At 65.1% G+C, this 17,858-nt stretch carries 18 protein-coding genes and 1 tRNA gene; 13 read left to right on the top strand and 6 right to left on the bottom strand.

Annotated elements, in window-relative coordinates; genetic code table 11:
• Positions 1–151: 151 nt before the first annotated feature.
• Positions 152–988 carry a diaminopimelate epimerase gene (dapF, locus tag GSH16_RS03695; RefSeq protein WP_160852975.1) on the top strand — a complete coding sequence of 279 codons (837 nt, stop codon included), beginning with the start codon at positions 152–154 and terminating at the stop codon, positions 986–988.
• Positions 985–2,259: a tRNA (N(6)-L-threonylcarbamoyladenosine(37)-C(2))-methylthiotransferase MtaB gene (gene mtaB, locus GSH16_RS03690; RefSeq protein ID WP_160852019.1), complete on the top strand. Its 1,275-nt coding sequence runs from the start codon at positions 985–987 to the stop codon at positions 2,257–2,259. The genes dapF and mtaB overlap by 4 nt, the downstream gene beginning before the upstream one ends.
• On the opposite strand, the gene GSH16_RS03685 is transcribed toward mtaB, so the two are convergent.
• A complete protein-coding gene (locus GSH16_RS03685; protein ID WP_160852017.1) occupies positions 2,256–2,924 on the bottom strand; it encodes a TetR family transcriptional regulator in 669 nt (222 codons plus the stop codon). The two genes, mtaB and GSH16_RS03685, sit on opposite strands and share 4 nt — an antisense overlap.
• Before the next feature lie 131 nt (positions 2,925–3,055).
• Here GSH16_RS03685 and GSH16_RS03680 point away from each other — a divergent pair, with 131 nt between their 5' ends.
• Genes GSH16_RS03680 through GSH16_RS03665 form a run of 4 tightly spaced genes read left to right on the top strand, consistent with a single transcriptional unit; the run spans position 3,056 to position 7,102 of the window.
• Positions 3,056–3,508 (top strand): (2Fe-2S)-binding protein, encoded by a 453-nt coding sequence (locus tag GSH16_RS03680; RefSeq protein ID WP_160852015.1) that lies wholly within the window; start codon positions 3,056–3,058, stop codon positions 3,506–3,508.
• Positions 3,509–3,511: 3 nt separating this feature from the next.
• Positions 3,512–5,788: a xanthine dehydrogenase family protein molybdopterin-binding subunit gene (locus GSH16_RS03675; RefSeq protein WP_160852013.1), complete on the top strand. Its 2,277-nt coding sequence runs from the start codon at positions 3,512–3,514 to the stop codon at positions 5,786–5,788.
• Positions 5,789–5,828: 40 nt separating this feature from the next.
• On the top strand, positions 5,829–6,467 hold the full coding sequence (locus GSH16_RS03670; protein ID WP_160852010.1) for an FMN-binding negative transcriptional regulator: 639 nt from the start codon (positions 5,829–5,831) through the stop codon (positions 6,465–6,467).
• A gap of 23 nt (positions 6,468–6,490) precedes the next feature.
• On the top strand, positions 6,491–7,102 hold the full coding sequence (locus GSH16_RS03665) for a glutathione S-transferase (protein WP_160852008.1): 612 nt from the start codon (positions 6,491–6,493) through the stop codon (positions 7,100–7,102).
• Here GSH16_RS03665 and GSH16_RS03660 read toward each other — a convergent pair.
• Positions 7,078–8,394 (bottom strand): mechanosensitive ion channel family protein, encoded by a 1,317-nt coding sequence (locus tag GSH16_RS03660; RefSeq protein ID WP_235912918.1) that lies wholly within the window; start codon positions 8,392–8,394, stop codon positions 7,078–7,080. The genes GSH16_RS03665 and GSH16_RS03660 overlap by 25 nt on opposite strands.
• 80 nt (positions 8,395–8,474) lie before the next feature.
• Complete coding sequence (locus GSH16_RS03655) at positions 8,475–8,759, bottom strand: DUF1330 domain-containing protein (RefSeq protein ID WP_160852006.1); 285 nt, start codon at positions 8,757–8,759, stop codon at positions 8,475–8,477.
• 55 nt (positions 8,760–8,814) lie between these two features.
• Between GSH16_RS03655 and GSH16_RS03650 the strand changes: the two genes are divergently transcribed.
• Positions 8,815–9,777, top strand: a complete 963-nt coding sequence (locus GSH16_RS03650; protein ID WP_160852004.1) for a LysR family transcriptional regulator — start codon at positions 8,815–8,817, stop codon at positions 9,775–9,777.
• Between the two features lie 3 nt (positions 9,778–9,780).
• On the opposite strand, the gene GSH16_RS03645 is transcribed toward GSH16_RS03650, so the two are convergent.
• On the bottom strand, positions 9,781–11,256 hold the full coding sequence (locus tag GSH16_RS03645) for an NAD-dependent succinate-semialdehyde dehydrogenase (RefSeq protein WP_160852002.1): 1,476 nt from the start codon (positions 11,254–11,256) through the stop codon (positions 9,781–9,783).
• A 193-nt stretch (positions 11,257–11,449) separates the two neighbouring features.
• On the opposite strand from GSH16_RS03645, the gene GSH16_RS03640 reads away from it, so the two are divergent.
• The 5 genes from GSH16_RS03640 (at position 11,450) to GSH16_RS03620 (ending at position 15,643) form a co-directional block, all read left to right on the top strand.
• Positions 11,450–11,938 (top strand): hypothetical protein, encoded by a 489-nt coding sequence (locus GSH16_RS03640; RefSeq protein WP_160852000.1) that lies wholly within the window; start codon positions 11,450–11,452, stop codon positions 11,936–11,938.
• 45 nt (positions 11,939–11,983) lie between these two features.
• Complete coding sequence (locus tag GSH16_RS03635; RefSeq protein WP_160851998.1) at positions 11,984–12,415, top strand: c-type cytochrome; 432 nt, start codon at positions 11,984–11,986, stop codon at positions 12,413–12,415.
• Positions 12,412–12,948: a cytochrome c gene (locus GSH16_RS03630; protein WP_160851995.1), complete on the top strand. Its 537-nt coding sequence runs from the start codon at positions 12,412–12,414 to the stop codon at positions 12,946–12,948. The genes GSH16_RS03635 and GSH16_RS03630 overlap by 4 nt, the downstream gene beginning before the upstream one ends.
• A gap of 318 nt (positions 12,949–13,266) precedes the next feature.
• The gene (locus GSH16_RS03625) at positions 13,267–14,175 is read left to right on the top strand and encodes a hypothetical protein (protein WP_160851993.1); all 909 of its coding nucleotides are present in this window, start codon (positions 13,267–13,269) and stop codon (positions 14,173–14,175) included.
• 178 nt (positions 14,176–14,353) lie between these two features.
• The gene (locus GSH16_RS03620; protein ID WP_160851991.1) at positions 14,354–15,643 is read left to right on the top strand and encodes a metal-dependent hydrolase family protein; all 1,290 of its coding nucleotides are present in this window, start codon (positions 14,354–14,356) and stop codon (positions 15,641–15,643) included.
• A gap of 262 nt (positions 15,644–15,905) precedes the next feature.
• Here GSH16_RS03620 and GSH16_RS03615 read toward each other — a convergent pair.
• Both GSH16_RS03615 and GSH16_RS03610 read right to left on the bottom strand, forming a co-directional pair.
• Positions 15,906–15,981 (bottom strand) — tRNA-Ala (locus tag GSH16_RS03615).
• Positions 15,982–16,066: 85 nt separating this feature from the next.
• On the bottom strand, positions 16,067–16,396 hold the full coding sequence (locus tag GSH16_RS03610; protein WP_160851988.1) for a TIGR02300 family protein: 330 nt from the start codon (positions 16,394–16,396) through the stop codon (positions 16,067–16,069).
• A 189-nt stretch (positions 16,397–16,585) separates the two neighbouring features.
• Here GSH16_RS03610 and GSH16_RS03605 point away from each other — a divergent pair, with 189 nt between their 5' ends.
• Complete coding sequence (locus GSH16_RS03605; RefSeq protein ID WP_160851986.1) at positions 16,586–17,839, top strand: polyhydroxyalkanoate depolymerase; 1,254 nt, start codon at positions 16,586–16,588, stop codon at positions 17,837–17,839.
• Positions 17,840–17,858 lie beyond the last annotated feature (19 nt).

Genomic DNA, 17,858 nt, shown 5'->3' with positions numbered 1-17,858 from the left:
GCCGTGATCTAGGCGGTCCTTCCGATGGGGTCAAGAGCGTTTTTTCCGATTTCGGTGAAATCCCGGGCAGCCGGGCCGGTGACGGCGCGGCAGGGGCCCGATGTCGCGGCACTGGCAATCTGCGGGGGGCAGGCGTATATAGCCGCGCATGATGGACCGGAGCACCCAAGCTGGCCTGCCCTTTCGCAAGATGCACGGGCTGGGCAATGATTTCGTCGTGATCGACGCCCGAGTGGGCGACGATCCGATGACGCCTGCGCGCGCGCGGGCGATCGGTGACCGGCATTTCGGTGTCGGCTTCGACCAGCTTGCTGTGATTCTGCCCGACGAGACGGCGGCGGCGCGCGTCGTTTACTGGAACGCGGACGGGACGACGTCGGACGCCTGCGGCAACGCGACCCGATGCATCGCGCATCTTCTGATGGCGGAAAGCGGTGCGGACGCGCTTCTGTTGCGGACCGGGCGCGGGCTTCTGGAATGTGCGGATGCGGGCGGCGGTCTGGTGCGGGTCAACATGGGGCCGCCGCAGACCGGATGGCGCGACATCCCGCTGGCCCGCGACGTGGACACGCTCGCCCTGCCGCTCGACGGGGCGCCCGTGGCGACCGGCATGGGCAATCCCCATTGCAGCTATTTCGTGGAGGCCGCGGATGCGATCGATCTGGCCACACTCGGGCCGGAGACCGAACATCACCCGCTCTTCCCGGAGCGCACCAATGTGCAGGTCGTGCAGGTCACGGGCCCCGACCGGTTGCGGGTCCGGGTCTGGGAGCGCGGTGTCGGGCCGACGCTTGCCAGCGGGTCGAGCGCCTGTGCCGTGACGGTTGCGGCCGTCCGGCGGGGCTTGACCGGGCGCGAGGTTGCTGTGGAACTCGACGGCGGCACGCTGCAGGTCGCGTGGCGCGAGGATGGCGTCTGGATGACCGGGCCGGTGGCCACCGTGTTCGAGGGGCGGCTCGATCCGTCGCTGATGGAGGCGGGGCAATGACCGCGCGCCCGCCGATCTTCGAGACCTTCGGCTGCCGGCTCAATGCCTACGAGACCGCGGCGATGAAGGAGCTGGGCGAGGGCGCCGGACTCGACAATGCCGTCGTGGTCAACACCTGCGCGGTCACCGCCGAAGCCGTCCGTCAGGCACGGCAGCGCATCCGGCGCCTGCGGCGTGAAAATCCCGAAGCGCGGCTCATCGTGACCGGTTGCGCGGCGCAGACCGAGCCCGAGACCTTTGCCGCGATGGACGAGGTCGATCTGGTGATCGGCAATCTGGAGAAGATGCAGCCCGGCACCTGGCAGGAGCTGGGGCGCGGTCCCGATTTCATCGGCGAGACCGAGAAGGTCCGGGTTGACGACATCATGGCCGCGACCGAGACGGCGGGCCATCTGATCGACGGGTTCGGCACCCGCGCGCGCGCCTATGTTCAGGTGCAGAACGGCTGCGATCATCGCTGCACCTTCTGCATCATTCCCTATGGCCGCGGCAATTCGCGCTCGGTGCCGGCAGGCGTTGTGGTCGAGCAGATCACGCGGCTGGTCGCGGCGGGCTATCACGAGGTGGTGCTGACCGGCGTGGACCTGACCTCCTGGGGGGCGGATCTGCCGGCGCAGCCGCGGCTCGGTGATCTGGTGCAGCGGATCCTGAAGCTCGTGCCCGACCTGCCGCGGCTCCGGATCAGCTCGATCGATTCGATCGAGGCCGACCCAGCGCTCATCGAGGCGATCACCGGCGAGCCGCGCCTGATGCCGCATCTGCACCTGTCCTTGCAGGCGGGTGACGACATGATCCTGAAGCGGATGAAGCGGCGGCACCTGCGCGACGATGCGATCCGCTTTTGCGCCGACATGCGCGCGGCGCGCCCCGATATCGTTTTCGGGGCGGATATCATCGCGGGTTTCCCGACCGAGACCGAGGCGATGTTCGAGAACTCGCTGAAACTGGTCGAGGAATGCGGGCTGACCTGGCTGCACGTCTTCCCCTATTCGCCGCGCAAGGGCACACCTGCGGCGCGGATGCCGGCGGTAGACGGGGCAGCGATCAAGGAGCGGGCAGCGCGGTTGCGCGCGCTCGGCGCGGAACGGGTCGCGGCGCATCTGGCGGCGCAGGTGGGGCGGGTCCAGCCGGTCCTGTTCGAGAATCCCCGCATGGGCCGGACCGAAAGCTTCGCCGAGGTGCTGTTCGATGCGGACCAGCCGGTGGGAGAGATCCGGCCGGCGGAGATCCTGTCGGTCGCGGGCGAGCAGTTGCAGGCCCGCGCCGCCTAACCTGTCCGGTCCGGTCCGCTTCCAGCGATATAGCCGCGCAGCGCGGCCAGCGCCGCGCTATGGAACTGGTCTTCGAAGGGCAATTTGAAAGCGGCAAACTCGGGTGCTTCCAGAACGCGGGCCAGCGCTGGTCCGGGATGGGTCATCGGCCAGAGGCCGGCCGCCAGCACAAAGACCATATTCGTCCATTCCGCCGCCGCGTCCGGGCGCAGATCAGGGCAGCGCGCGCAGACGCTGGCGACCGCGCGTTTCTGTTCGGACAGAAGCTGCAGCTTGATGGCCCGCAGCCGTTCGGGCGAGATATTATGTTCCAGCGTCGGCGCAAGGAGCGAGACGAGCAGGCAGAAGCGGGGCCGCGCGACGAACGCGTCCGCGATGCAGCGCGCGGTGGCCTCGGCGCCCCGGTCGGCACTGTCCATGTCGGCCAGCGCGTCGTTCATCTCCGCCATGTCGCTCAGGAGCAACTCGACAAGAATGTCTTCGCGGCTCTCGAAATAGCGGTAGATGTTGGACTTCACGATGCCGGCCCGGGTCGCGATTTCCTGAAGCGTGACCGCTTCGCTGCCCTCCTGGTCAAGAATCGCGCGCGCTGCCGACAGGATATCTGCACGGCGGCGGGCCTTGGCCTCGGGCGAACGGGCGCGCTGGAACGGGGCATCGGTCATGGCTCCGGTCTAGCCCGCGCTCACGAAAAGATCAATAAGTGACCCGCAGTCTCTTATTGACAGGCGCGTGATCGCCGCTAGGTTACATGACCGATGGTCACTTAACCGATTTTCAACCGACGGGGACGCCGATGAAACTGACCGTGAACGGAACCGAGCGCGAGTTCGACGCTCCGGCCGATATGCCGCTACTCTGGGCGCTGCGCGACATTCTTGACATCAAGGGGCCGAAATTCGGCTGCGGCGTCGCGGCATGCGGGGCCTGCACGGTGCTGGTGGACGGGGCGCCCGTGCGCTCCTGCTCTTACGCTGTGGGCGATGTAGAGGGCGCGGTGACGACGATCGAGGGCCTGCCGCAGGATGACCGGTTGCATGCGGTGCAGGAGGCGTGGATGCGCCATGACGTGCCCCAGTGCGGCTATTGCCAGTCCGGCCAGATCATGGCCGCGGTGGCGCTGTTGGAGGAAACCCCCCAGCCCACGGACGAGGATATCGACCTCGCCATGACGAACCTGTGCCGCTGCGGCACCTATCCGAAAATCCGCGCGGCGATCAAGGATGCCGCCGGCATCGTGGAGGGCTGAGCCATGGGTCGAGCCGGAAAGATCACCCGCCGCGTCTTTCTGGGCGTTGGTGCGGTTGCCGCAGGTGCGGTGGCCTTCGGGTACTACAAGTACAAGAAACCCTATGCCAACCCGCTGGAGGCTGCGGCCGCCGAAGGCGATGCGGTCTTCAACCCCTATGTGGTGATCGCGGAAGATGGCACCGTGACCATCATCGCCCCGCGCGCGGAGATGGGTCAGGGTGTGCAGACGACGCTCGCGGCGCTTGTGGCCGAGGAGATGGACCTGACGCTCGATCAGGTGAGTGTCGTGCACGGTCCGGCCAGTGCGGCCTATTACAACGAGGCGATGCTGGTCGAGGGCGGCCCCTTCCCGGTTTTTGACGAGGGCTGGATGGCGGAGATGACACGCTCCACCATGCGGATCATGTCGAAATTCCTTGCCTTGCAGGTCACCGGCGGATCGTCGGCCACCGTGGATGCGTTCGTGAAAATGCGCGAGGCCGGGGCCGCGGCGCGGATCATGCTGGTCGAGGCCGCAGCGGCCGAATGGGGCGTGGCGGCGGACGGGCTTGTCACGGCAGACGGGCAGGTGACCGATCCGGCCAGCGGACAGAGTTTGGGATATGGCCCGCTGGCGCAGGCCGCCGTGGCGCTGGCGCCGCCGGCCGATGTGCCGCTGCGCCCGCGCGCGGACTGGAAGCTTCTCGGACAGTCGCAACCCCGTGTCGATCTGCGCGAGAAGGTCACGGGCGCGCCGATCTTCGGGATCGACGTGGAATTGCCCGACATGCTCCACGGCACGGTGAAAATGTCGCCCCGCTTCTGGGCCGGTGCGGCATCCGTCGATGACAGCGCGGCGCTGGCTGTGCCGGGCGTGCGGGCGGTCGTGCCGATCGAGACGACAACGGGCCGGGGGTTCGGGATCATCGCGGACAATACCTGGGCCGCCTTTCAGGGCGCCGAGGCGCTCGACGTGACATGGGAGGACGCCGCCTATCCGGCCGATACCGAAGGCCAGCGCGCCGCACTCGACGCGGCCTTCGCGGCCGATCCGTCTTTCTCGCTTGGCGGGTCCGGCGATGCCGAGGCGGCGCTTGGTGCCGCGGCTGAGGTGATCGAGGCCGAATATGAAGTGCCCTATCTCGCCCATGCGACAATGGAGCCGATGAACGCAACGGCGCAAATCACCGACGGCAAGCTGGAGATCTGGACCGGCACACAGGCACCGGGCATCGTGCAGATGGCCTGTGCCGGGCTGCTCGGGATCGAGAGCGAGGATGTGACCGTTTACACGACCCGTCTGGGCGGCGGCTTCGGACGCCGCGGGGAGGTCGATTTCCCGCTCTATGCGGCGGCGCTGGCGCGCGAGACCGGTGGCCGTCCGATCAAGGTCACCTGGACCCGTGAGGAGGATACCCGCCACGACACATATCGCCCGATGGCAAAGGCACGCTATCGCGGCGCGCTTGGCGAGGACGGGACGCTGGCGGCGATGGAGGTGCGCGTGGCCTCCCCCTCGATCCTGAAAAGCGTGATGGCGCGGACCTTCCCCAGCCTGTCGGCGGGCGGGCCGGAAAAGATCGTGCTCGAAGGCGCGTTCGACCAGCCGGTCACCGTGCCTGACAGCGCCTATCACGCGCATCTGGCCGATCTCGACATTCCGGTCGGGTTCTGGCGCTCGGTCGGCAACAGTTTCAACGGGTTCTTCCACGAGAGCTTTCTGGACGAGGCCGCGCGGGCCGCGGGCAAGGACCCGCTCGATTTCCGCCTCGCGATGATGGGCGACCCGGCCCATGCACCGGCGCGCGCCGTGCTGGAACGCGTGGCCGACATGTCGGGCTGGGGCGGACCCGCCGTCCCGGGGCGCGGGCGCGGGATCGCCCATACCCTGTCCTTCGGGACATGGGTCGCACAGGTGGTCGAGGTGGAGATGCAGGATGAGGCGGTGAAGATCGACCGCGTCTGGTGTGCCGCCGATTGCGGTCTGGTGCTTGATCCGCAGAATGTGCAGGCGCAGATGATGTCGGGCATCGTCTTCGGCCTGAGCCAGGCGCTCGGGCAGGAGATCACCTTTGTCGATGGCGAGGTGGAGCAGGGCAATTTCTATGATTTCGATGCGATGCGGATGCATCAATGCCCCGAAATCGAGGTGGCGCTGCTGGAGACCGCACCGAAGATGGGGGGTGCGGGGGAACCGGGCACGCCGCCTGCACCGGCGGCACTCGCCAATGCGATCTTCGACGCGACGGGCTTGCGCATCCGCCGCATGCCGCTGTCCCACGAGATTGATTTTGTCTGACAGGCATGGCACCTCCTGAGCATGACTTCAGGAGGTGCCCGTGCATCCCAATCCGATATTCCGCCGCCGTGACCGCGCCGCGCATCTGGAGATGGCGCGCGATCGCGGCTTCGGCGTCCTGACGCTCGGGCAGGGCGACCGCCCGCTTGCCGCGCATCTGCCGTTTCTCCTGTCCGATGACGGGCTCTGGCTCGAAGCACATATGGCCCGCAGCAACCCCGTCCTGCGGGAACTGGATGAACCGCGCGAGGCGCTGCTCGTGGTCAATGGACCGGATGCCTATATCTCGCCCGACTGGTACGGGGTGGAGGATCAGGTCCCGACCTGGAACTACACGGCCGTCCATCTGCGCGGTCCGCTGGAGCGCTGCCCGCAGGAGGAGCTGCGCCCGCACCTGCGGCGGCTTTCCGACGCGTTCGAGACACGGCTCGGGCCGAAGCCGGTCTGGCGGCTCGACAAGGTCGGCGCGGAGGCGCTGGCACGGCTGGAGCGGATGATCGTGCCGGTCCGGATGCATGTGCGCGAGGTCGACGGCACATGGAAACTGTCGCAGAACAAGCCCGATGCCGCGCGGCACGGTGCAGCTGACGGGGTCGCCGGCGGCACACCGGGGCTGGAGACGGGCCGGATTGCCGAAATGATGGCCGACCTGCCGCCCGACGCGACCGACCCTGCCTGAGCGAACCCCGAAAGGAGCCCGACGTGATCCTCTATCACAATCCCGCATCGCCCTTTGTGCGCAAGGTGCGCATGCTGCTTGCCGAAACCGGACAGACGGCGTCGGTCGATCTGAAAAGCGCGGTCGGCACGCCAACCGACAGTGGCACGCTGCCGCTGGCCGAAAACCCGCTGGGCAAGATCCCCTGCCTGGTGCGCAATGACGGGCCGGCGCTCTATGACAGCCGGGTGATCTGCCGCTATCTCGACACGCAGCATACCGGGGCACCGCTCTATCCCGGCGCGCCGCGGCTCTGGGACACGCTGGTGCTCGAAGCCACGGCAGACGGGATCATGGATGCAGCCGTGCTGATGATCTACGAGGGCCGCACCCGCCCCGAGGATCGCCGCCACGCCCCGTGGGTGGAGGCACAATGGGCGAAAGTCACGCGCGGGCTCGACGCGCTCGAAGGGCGCTGGATGGCGCATCTGCGCGGACCGCTCGATATGGGGCAACTGGCCGTGGCCGCAGCCCTTGGCTATCTCGATTTCCGTCATGCGGACCGGGACTGGCGCAGCGGACGCCCGGCGCTGGCCGCATGGGAAGAAGAATTCCGTGCCCGGCCCTCGGTTCAGTCTACGATCCCCGAAGGCTGAGCCTGCGCGCCCTCCGGGAAGACATGCACATCGCGGCGGGGGAAGGGAATTTCCACCCCGTCGCGCTTCAGCGCATCCCAGAGCGCCAGATAGACGTCGCCGCGCACATTGGTGAGTCCCTGCGCCGGATCGCGGATCCAGAAGCGCAGGATGAAATCGATCGAACTGTCACCGAACCCGACAATATGGCAGACCGGTGCCGGACGGGACACGACGCGCCCGACCGTGGCCGCGGCTTCCCGCGCCAGCACACGCACCTGATGCGGATCGCTCGCGTAGGACACGCCGAAATATATATCGAGCCGGACATTGTCATCCGAATGGGTCCAGTTCACCACCTGACCGGTGATCAGGTCCTCGTTCGGGATCAGGAATTCGCGCCCGTCGCGGGTGACGACGGAGACATAGCGGGCGCCGAGCGATGATATCCATCCGAATGTCTCGCCGAGCGAGATAACGTCGCCCGGCTTGATCGACTTGTCGACCAGCAGGATGAGGCCCGAGAGCAGGTTCGACACGACCTTCTGCAGGCCGAGCCCGATGCCCAGTGCCACCGCACCCGACAGGAAGGTGAGCGTCGTCAGGTCGAAACCGATCGCGCCCATCGCGATGAAGAAGGCGGTGACATAAAGCGCCAGCGCGACCAGTTTCTCGGTCAGTACCTTCATCGAGGGCGACATGTCGCCCACGCCCTGCAGGCGCCGGTGAACAAGCTTGCTCAGCCAGTTGGCCAGCAGCATCAGGAGCGCCAGCGTCACAATGCCCTGAAGCACCAGAAGCGCCGTCAGCCGCACCGACCCGAAGCTGAAGGAGATGCTGTCGAGCAGCATCTCGATCTCGCCCCGCAGGTTCAGGATCGCAATCGTCGCCACGATCAGTGCCGTCCATTGCACGACCTTGCGCAACAACCGGTTGCGGATGAGCCGCGAGGCGATGGCAATGACCAGCCATGCGGTGGTCAGGTTGGCGACCAGCACGATCAGGTAGGACCGGCTCGGCCAGGTCACCTCCAGCATGATTGCGGCGAGGATCCAGACAAGGATCACGAAGAAGATCATCCGCAGGCGGCGGGCAAAGACGAGCAGGAACCGCAACTGTGCGGGGCGCATGCCTTTCAGGCTGCGCATCCAGGCGTCGGCCTTGGGGCTGAGCCAGCCTGCGAGCAGGTGCGCCACGGCATGGCAGCCGAGCAGCATCAGCACCTGATAGAGCGGCCAGGGACGGAACAGGCCACGCACGAAGATTTCCGCTTCGTGCCAATAGGGCTGCAACTGGGCGATGATGCTGTCCAAGACGGGCCACTGCTCCTTTCGGCCAATCTTGGACGAGCCGCCGCGTTTGTCCAGTCACATGCGCGGGTTGGACGGCCGGATCAGGCCAGCAGAAGGATCGCCGACTGACCGCTGTCGCGCCGCAGGGCATGAACCTCCGCCAGCGCCGGATCGGCATGCCACGCGCGGGCTGCCGCCGCATCGGGGAATTCGAGCACCGCGGCCAGATCGGCGTCGGGCAGCGCCCCTTCAAGGGTTGCAGGCTTCGGCGCGGCAGAGGCCAGTTTCCCGCCATGACGCGCCAGCGCGGCGGCGGCGTGTGTGCGATAGGCGGCGAGCTTCTCGGGGTCGGAAATCACCATGTGGACGAATGCATGAACGGTCATCTGTCTCTCCTGTTTCGGACTGGATGCAGGATGGCGTCAGGGTGTCCGTGTGAAAATGGACGATTGTGAAGAACATCTGTGCAATAATGAACGGATGGAGAAATGGGATGACATGCGGCTGGTGCTGGAGGTGGTCCGCGCCGGCAGCCTGACGGAGGCGGCCGCGCGGCTCAAGGTCAGCCACGCCACCCTGTCGCGCCGCATTGCGGGCTTCGAGGCACGCAGCGGGCGGCGGTTGTTCGACCGGCAGCGGTCGGGTGTCGTGCCGACGCCCGAAGGGCGCGCCGTGGCCGAAGCCGCACTCCGAATGGAGGATGCCGCCGACCGGCTCGACCGCCTGATGGCGGCCGGGGATCACCGGCTCGAAGGACCGATCACCTTCACCGCGCCGCAACTCCTGATGGAGACCCATCTGAACCGCATTTGCGGCCGGTTTCTCGATGCGCATCCCGGGATCGAACTGACCGTCCTTGCGTCCAACGACATGCTCAATCTCGCAAAGCGGGAGGCCGATGTGGCGCTGCGGGTCACGGCCAAGCCGCCCGACACGCTGGTCGGGCAGCGGCTTTGTCCGCAGCGGACGGGCATTTTCGGCCGACGCGACTATGTCGAGCGGTTGCGCAGTCCGGGCAACCGGCGGGCGGACTGGATCGGGTTCACATGGTGGGGCGGTGTGCCGCCGCGGTGCCGCACTATCTGGCCCGACGCGCGGCTGCACATGCGGTTTGACGATATGGTGGCGGCGCGGGCGGCGATTGCCGACGGGCTCGGGATCGGGCGCATGCCCTATTTCCTCGGAAATGCCACGCCGGGTCTTGTGCCAGTGCCGGAACTCGGGTCCGAGGACTATCCCGATGTCTGGCTCCTGACCCATCGCGACCTGCGACGGGTGGACCGGTTGCTCACCTTCCGGCGTTTCGTGGCCGATGCGATGCGCGCGGTCCGTCCGGCATTCGTTGGTCCGGTCGACAGGGCGGCGGATGCCGCCCCGACAGATGCCGGGGCCGCAAGCGCCTGAGCCTCAGACGCTCATGCAGAGATATTTCATCTCGATATAGTCCTCGATCCCGTGGCGCGAGCCTTCACGACCGAGGCCCGACTGTTTGACCCCGCCGAACGGCGCCACTTCGGTGGAGATGAGGCCCGTGTTGATCCCGACCATCCCATATTCCAGCGCCTCGGCCACGCGCCAGACACGGCTCAGGTCGCGGGCGAAAAAATAGGAGGCCAGACCGAAGATCGTGTCATTGGCCTGAGCGATCACGTCGGCCTCGTCCTCGAAGCGGAAGAGCGGCGCGACAGGGCCGAAGGTTTCGTCCGTCGCCACCTGCATCTCGCGGGTCACGCCGGTCAGGATGGTCGGCTCGAAGAAGGTGCCGCCAAGCGCGCTGGGCTTGCCGCCGGTGGCGACCTTGGCGCCCTTCGACACAGCGTCGGCAATATGTTCCTCGACCTTCTCCACCGCGTCGCGGGAAATGAGCGGACCTGTCGTGACCCCGTCCTCGAACCCGTCGCCGAGCGTCATCTCCTGCACCTTGGCGGCGAGCTTTTCTGCAAACGCGTCATAGACGCCGGCCTGCACATAGATGCGGTTCGCACACACGCAGGTCTGCCCGTTGTTGCGGTATTTGGAGATCATCGCCCCTTCGACAGCCGCGTCGAGATCGGCATCGTCAAAGACGATGAAGGGCGCGTTGCCGCCCAGTTCCATCGACATTTTCATCACCTGCTCGGCGCCCTGCCGCAGCAGGATGCGCCCGACTTCGGTGGAGCCGGTGAAGGTCAGCTTGCGCACGGTCGGATTCTCGCAGAACTCCTTGCCGATCTCGGCACTGGAAGAGGAGGTGATGACCGAGAAGAGGCCTTTGGGCAGCCCGGCGCGTTCCGCCAGAAGCGCCATGGCAAGGGCCGAGAGCGGCGTTTCGGCCGCCGGTTTTGCCACGAAGGCGCAGCCCGCGGCCAAGGCCGGTCCGACCTTGCGGGCGATCATCGCGTTGGGGAAATTCCACGGCGTGATGGAGGCCACGACGCCCACCGGCTGCTTGATGACGATGAGCCGCTTGTCGGGCTGGTGGCCGGGGATCGTCTCTCCATAGACGCGCTTGGCCTCCTCGGCGAACCATTCGATGAAGCTGGCGCCGTACAGGATCTCGCCCTTGGCTTCGGCCAGCGGTTTGCCCATTTCCGCGGTCAGGATCGCGGCCAGATCGTCGGCATTCTCCACCATCAGATCATGCCAGGCGCGCAGGATCGCGGCGCGGTCCTTGCCGGTGCGCGCGGCCCAGTCGGCTTGCGCGGCTTTGGCCGCGTCGATGGCGCGCGCGGTTTCGGCGCGGCCCATATCGGGCACGGTCACGATCACGTCGCCCCGGGCCGGATTGGTCACATCGAAGGTCGCCCTGCTGTCGGCCCCCACCCAGTCGCCGCCCAGATAGGCCGCGTCGCACAGAAGCGTCGGGTCTTTGAGACTGGTCTTGAGATCGGTTTTGTCGAGCATGGGAACCTCCGCTGTCCGGGCGCCGGTCGGGCGCCGTGTTGCCCCCTGTCTAGACCCGCCCCGAAGCGGTTGCAAACGCTGTCGATCACAGCCCCGCGAAGGCCTTGTGTTCACGGCCGAAACGGCTCAAGTTAACGGCACTGTGCCGGGCCTGTTGCCCGCGGTTTCAACAGGATGGAGTTCGCCCGTGTCGATGACTGCGCCACTGATCATCTCGGTTGTCGGTCTGGTGGGGCTGGCGCTCTATATCCTCCTGCGCCGCGAATCGGAGAAGGACGAGGCCGCAATGGCCGATCGTTCCAAACTCTCCAAGGAGGAGAAGGCGCTCCTGAAAGCCTATGCGATGGATTATATCCTGCCGCCGGGACATGAGGATGTGCCGGTGCTGGAACGCGACGGGTTCGCGTTCCGCGACGTGGCCTGGATGGCGACCGAAGCGCCGCTTGACCCGCCCGCCCCGCGGCTGGCCGCGCTGGAGGGTCTTGGCCATGGCAACGGCGTGTCCTTGCTGGCCCGCCTGCCCGACGGGCAGGACGTGACGGTTCCCGCGCGGATCATCGAGCCGGTCGAAGATGGCTATCTGCGGGCCGAAATCCTGCAGAGCGTGAACGAGGCTGTGGGGCTCGAACGCGGTCGCGGCGTGACCATACACCGCAACAATGTGCGGGCGTTGCTCGCGTAGCATTGGTGCCGGGCTGGGTCAGCCTGTCCGGCGCAGGGGACGAAGATGAAAAAAACACTGGTCGGACTGGTGATCCTTGCCTTGGTGGCGGGCGCGGTCTTTCTGGTGCGCGGCGGATCGACGCCTGAAACCGGTGCGGCCAACGCCGCGGGCGGACCGATCGTGGCGGATATCGCCCTGCCTGCGGACCTGACCGAGCTTCAGGCGCGCGGAAAATCGGCTTTCGATGCGATCTGTGCCGACTGTCACGGCGCGAACGGCGCTGGCGTGGACGGCGCCGGACCGCCGCTCGTCCACAAGATCTATGAGCCGTCGCACCATGGGGACATGTCCTTCCTCGTGGCCGTCCGCCGCGGCGTGCGGGCCCATCACTGGGATTTCGGCGACATGCCGGCGGTGGGCGGCCTGTCCGATGGCGACGTGGCGGCCATCGTGGCCTATATCCGCCGCGTCCAGAGGGAGAACGGGATCGAATGATCGGGACACACCGAAAATCCATGCGCCTGCTGGCGCTCGGGCTCTGCCTCTCGGCCGGTCTCGCGAGCGCACATCAGGGCGCGAGCGGGATCGTGAAAGAGCGGATGGACGCGATGAAGGCCATGGGCGCCGCGATGAAGGCGATGGCCCCGATGGCGCAGGGCAACGCGCCCGTGCAGCCGCGCGCGGTGGCTGAACTGGCGGCGCTCCTGCGGGAAAATGGCGGCGCGGCGCTGGTCGCGCAATTCCCCGAAGGCAGCATCGACCATCCGAGCGAGGCGCGGGAAACGATCTGGGACGATCCGGAGCGGTTCGCGGCGCTGGCAGACAGCCTGACGGTGCTGGCAGACGAGCTCGACCGGCTCGCCGGACTGTCAGATATCCCCGTCACCCGCACCATGGCCACGCTGCCCGCACCCGCCGAGCTGGCTAACAGCCGCGGCCAGATGGCCAATGCGAGCCTCGGCGATCTCTTCGTCCAGATAGGCCGAAGCTGCATCGCCTGCCACGAAGATTTCAGGATCAAGAAATAAGGCAGGGAACGGCTTCCGGATCTGGCAGGTCAGCGGCATCGGGGGACGGTGAAGGACAAGGTGCCTTTGACCGGTCCCTGCGACGGGCCTCCTGCCACGGCGCCCATTCGCTGGTGGTCTTGTCACTAACGGACAAGTGATCGCGGTAGACGGGCAGAGCGGGATAGGGTCGCATCTGACGTCGGGGTGGCTGCCAAGGGGCGTTGCACCCTGCTGATAACTCAATAAACTGAACTGACGTGCCGCAATACGCAGCTTGATCCCGTCACACGCCCGAACCGAGCGGTCGAGCGTCGTCCCAAGGAGTTTGATCAGACCGTGACCCAACCAACCGAAGCATCGCGCACCGCACGCAGCGCAACACGCCTGCTCGGCGCCAGCATGAAACACGCAGTTCCGGCCTGCGCTTTGGCTGTTTCCATGCAGGCGGCACCGGTGTTTGCGCAGGACGGGTCGAATCTGCCCCAACTCCAGCGCGAACTGGAGGAGGTCAACAACGGGACCAATCCGACCTTGCTGACCACGCAGACCGGGCTCCAGTACCAGTTCAACAAGATCAATCCCAATCTGGATACGGGCTTGATGGAAGCCTTCTATACCCAGCCCTTCGGCGACGGCACCCGCGCGTTCCGGTTCACGGTTCCCTGGTCGGACAGCGAGTTCAATGCGAACCCGTTCTTCGGCGATGCGACGGCATCCAACGCTGCCAATCCGGATGTCGGGTCGGAATTCGCGCTCGGCGATATCAGCATGACCTATATCGACGTGTTCCACCTCACGGAGAAGAACGGCGCCGCTTACACGGTCGAGCTCTTCCTCGACACCGCCAAAACGGACTTTGCCGGATACGGACAGCTCGCCGCGGAAACGTCGCTCTTCTATGCGTGGTTTCGCGAGGACGGATCGATCTTCGCACCGGCCTGGGTCCAGACATTCGGGCTGGAGGGCGGTAATGACCAAGGGGAAGACGTGAATGTCACGACGGTGGATTTCTATTATGTCCCGAAGCTGCCCAACCCGAGATATTTCTTGACCTTCGATCCGGCCATCATCCACGACTGGGAAAAAGGCGACACATTCGGCAGCCTTCAGGTGACTGCGGGGATGATGACAGGCCGCCTTTTCGGCGGGGATAGTCAGGTCTTCATCAAGCCTGGCGTGCTGATCGGTGGAGAGGCGCCGGCGGACTGGTCGGTTCAGGTCGGCTTCAAGATCCTGAATTTTTGACATCTACTCGGCTATCGGTACCAGAATGACTAGCAGCGACCATTTCAAACGAACCATTTAGGGGATTTCAGATATGAAAAACAAAGCGCTATCATTGTTGCTCTGCAGTACGATCGCGGGCGCGCCGGTCAGCGCAATTGCCCACGATGCAAATCACAGCGTCATCCCGGAAGGTGTGGTGGGTGAAATCGAAACCACGACCACAAAGATCAAATTCGACAATGTGCTCATTCGCGGCGCACAGGTGTTCAACGGCTGCGACGAAGAACTGTCGGATCTCGATGTTCTTGTCAGCGGCAACCTGATTTCCGCCATTGGCACCGATCTGGAAAAGCCTGAGGGCGCGATGGAAATCGATGCCGAAGGCCACACGTTGATGCCGGGCCTGATCGATGCACACTGGCACGGTGTGTTCGCTGAAGCCACGATCGGACAGCTCGCCCTGACCGGAGAGGGGTACTGGAACCTGCTGGCGGCCAAGGCGCAGAACAATGCGCTGTCCCGCGGGTTCACCACCGTACGAGACGTGGCCGGACCGATGTTCGACATTGCCCGCGCGACGGATGAGGGCCTGATAGACGGACCGCGGGTGTTCCCCTCTGGTCCGGCCCTGTCCATCACCGCCGGACACCAGGATTTCCGCATCACGCGCGATGTTCCGACACCGAGCGGCGTCTTGCACTCGTTCGAGCAAGGCAACATGTTCTACCTCACAGATGGCGTGCCGGACGTGCTCAAGCGGACGCGTGAAAACCTGATGCAGGGCGCAACGCATATCAAGCTGATGGCCGGCGGTGGCGTAACCTCGTCCTATGATCCGATCCACACGATCCAGTTCACGAATGAGGAATTCAAGGCAGCGGTCGAAGCCACCGAAGCCTGGGGCACCTATGTCACGACGCATGCCATCAACAACGAAGCTGTGGTCCATTCCATCGAGAACGGGGCAAGAAGCGTCGAGCATGCGCATATGGCCACCCGCGAAACCCTTGAGCTGTTCAAGGAAAAGGACGTCTGGCTGAGCATGCAGCCGTTCCTCGACGATCAGGACGCGCCCGCGCTGAACGATTTCCAGAAAGAGAAATACAAATTTGTCACCGACGGCACGGATTTCGTCTATCGCACGGCCAAGGAACTCGGATTGAAGATCGCTTTCGGGACCGACACGCTCTTCAGCGCCGATCTGGCCAAGCGGCAGGGCGCGGTGCTCGCCAAGATGCAGCGCTGGTTCACGCCCTACGAGACATTGAAAATGGCGACGTGCGACAATGCCGAACTGCTCAAGATGTCGGGCAAGCTGACGCCCTATCCGCTCGGCCCGCTCGGTGTGATCGAGGAAGGTGCCTACGCTGACATCATTCTGGTGAACGGCAACCCGCTGGAAAACCTTGACCTGATCGGCGATGCCAAAGCGAATTTCGGCATGATCATGAAAGACGGGATCATCTACAAGTACGACATGGACTGACCTGTAGAGTTTTGAAAATGGAAGCCGCCTCGGGAAACCGTGGCGGCTTCTTTCGTTTTAGGGCTGTGGTTCTTCTTGGCGCGCCGTCAAAGGCGGACACACAGCACCGCACGCGTCAATGCAATACGGTTCCTCGCCCGTCTTCGGTTCGGTGAAGGGGCACGACGGTCCGGCCGGACCGTTTGCGACGACGTGTTTCCGGCAAAAACATCGGCCATCGACGCCCGAAAGGCGAGCAGGCTGGCGAATTTAGAAGGGTGGATGGTGGAGCCAAGGGGAGTCGAACCCCTGACCTCTTGCATGCCATGCAAGCGCTCTCCCAACTGAGCTATGGCCCCTTCCGACCGCGCATCCGCGCGGTGCGTGTGCTTCTATTTCCGGCCCAAGCGGAGTGCAAGCAGAAAATGCACCCCGCCGCCGAAATCAGGTGTCGTCCTCGTCGTCGCCGGCGACGTCGCTGATCTCCTCGAGATCGACCGTATCGTCATCGTCGTCATCGTCGAGCAGATCATCGTCCAGATCGACATCCGTATCGTCATCATCAACGACCAGATCGTCATCGGTGGACGCGGCCTTGCTGTCATCGGCAACGGCCGAGCCCGTGTCCGACCCGCTGGTCTTGGCTTTGGTCAGCGTGGCCACGTCAAAAACCGACCCGCAGGCGGGGCAGGTCATCGGATCCTTCTGGAGGTCGTAGAATCGCGTCGCGCATTCGGGGCAGGCACGTTTTACACCCCATTCTTCTTTGGGCATGGAACCCCCCAAGTCATTTGCAAAGAGTCGAAAATCCGCTGCGACGTGCCATAGCACGGGCGGATTGTCAAAGCCTTTGCCGTTGTTTTTTTGTCCCGCACGCGCTTGTGCTGCCGCAGCAAACTTGCCGCAGTGCAAAATGCGCTCTAACCTGCACGTAACATTGCTGACATATATCCGGAGCATCGGATGCTGTACCACGCCTATGAACTGACACATGCGGCCATCGGCCCGTTCCGCGCCGCCGCGCGAATGGGGCAGGAGGCGTTCAGCAGCCCGTTCAACCCGCTCTCGGAAACCTATGGCGCACGCGCCAGCGCTGCGGCCTGCGAGATGTTCATCAATGCCACCCGCCGTTACGGCAAGCCGGAATTCGGCATCGAGGATATCGAGGTGGACGGGATCCTGACCCCGATCGTGGAGGATGTGGTCTGGTCCGCGCCCTTCTGCGACCTCGTGCATTTCCGCCGCGATTCCAAGGCGGCCGAGAAGCGCAATGACCCGAAGGTGCTGATCGTCGCGCCGATGTCGGGCCATTATGCGACGCTCCTGCGCGGGACGGTCCAGTCGATGCTGCCCGACCATGATGTCTATATCACCGACTGGACGGATGCGCGCGACGTGCCGCTGGCCGAAGGGCCGTTCGATCTCGACGATTATACCGACTATCTGATGGACATGTGCCGCTTCCTCGGCACGGACGGGGCGCGGCCCTCTGTCATGGCGGTCTGCCAGCCCGGTGTGCCGATGCTCGTGGCCGCCACGCTGATGGCGGCCGACAAGGATCCGGCGCGGCCGGCCTCTGTGGTGCTGATGGGATCGCCCATCGACACGAGCCGTAACCCCAAGCAGCCCAACGAGCTTGCGGTCAGCCGTCCGCTCAGCTGGTTCGAGAACAATGTCATCACCACCGTGCCCTGGCCGAACCGGGGCTTCATGCGGCGCGTCTATCCGGGCTTCCTGCAGCTGTCGGGCTTCATGTCGATGAACCTCGACCGCCATGTCGAGAGCCATATGGACCAGTTCCGCCACCTGATCGAAGGCGACGGGGACAGTGCAGCGGCGCACCGCAAGTTCTATGACGAATATATGGCTGTGATGGATCTGACGGCGGAGTTCTACCTGCAGACCATCGAACGGGTGTTCCAGAAGCGGCTCCTGTCGAACGGCAGCTACATGTACCGCACGCGCAAGGTCGATGTCGGCGCGATCCGCGATATCGCGCTGATGACCGTCGAAGGCGAGAAGGACGATATTACCGGTCTCGGCCAGACCGAAGCGGCGCATGATCTGGCCGTCAACCTGCCCGATGCGCTCAAGACGCATTACGTGCAGGAAAAGGTCGGCCATTACGGCGTGTTCAACGGCTCCCGCTGGCGCCAGCATATCCAGCCGAAGGTCGCAGCCTTCATCGCGGAGCATCGCAAGGACCGTCCGAGCTGAGAGCCGGGCGGGGTCGTGC

Origin of the sequence: Oceanomicrobium pacificus, from assembly GCF_009833495.1 — a bacterium.
In the GTDB taxonomy this organism is placed as follows: domain Bacteria; phylum Pseudomonadota; class Alphaproteobacteria; order Rhodobacterales; family Rhodobacteraceae; genus Oceanomicrobium; species Oceanomicrobium pacificus.
The sequence above is the reverse complement of the archived record's forward strand: the minus strand, read 5'-3'. Positions and strand labels throughout refer to the sequence as shown.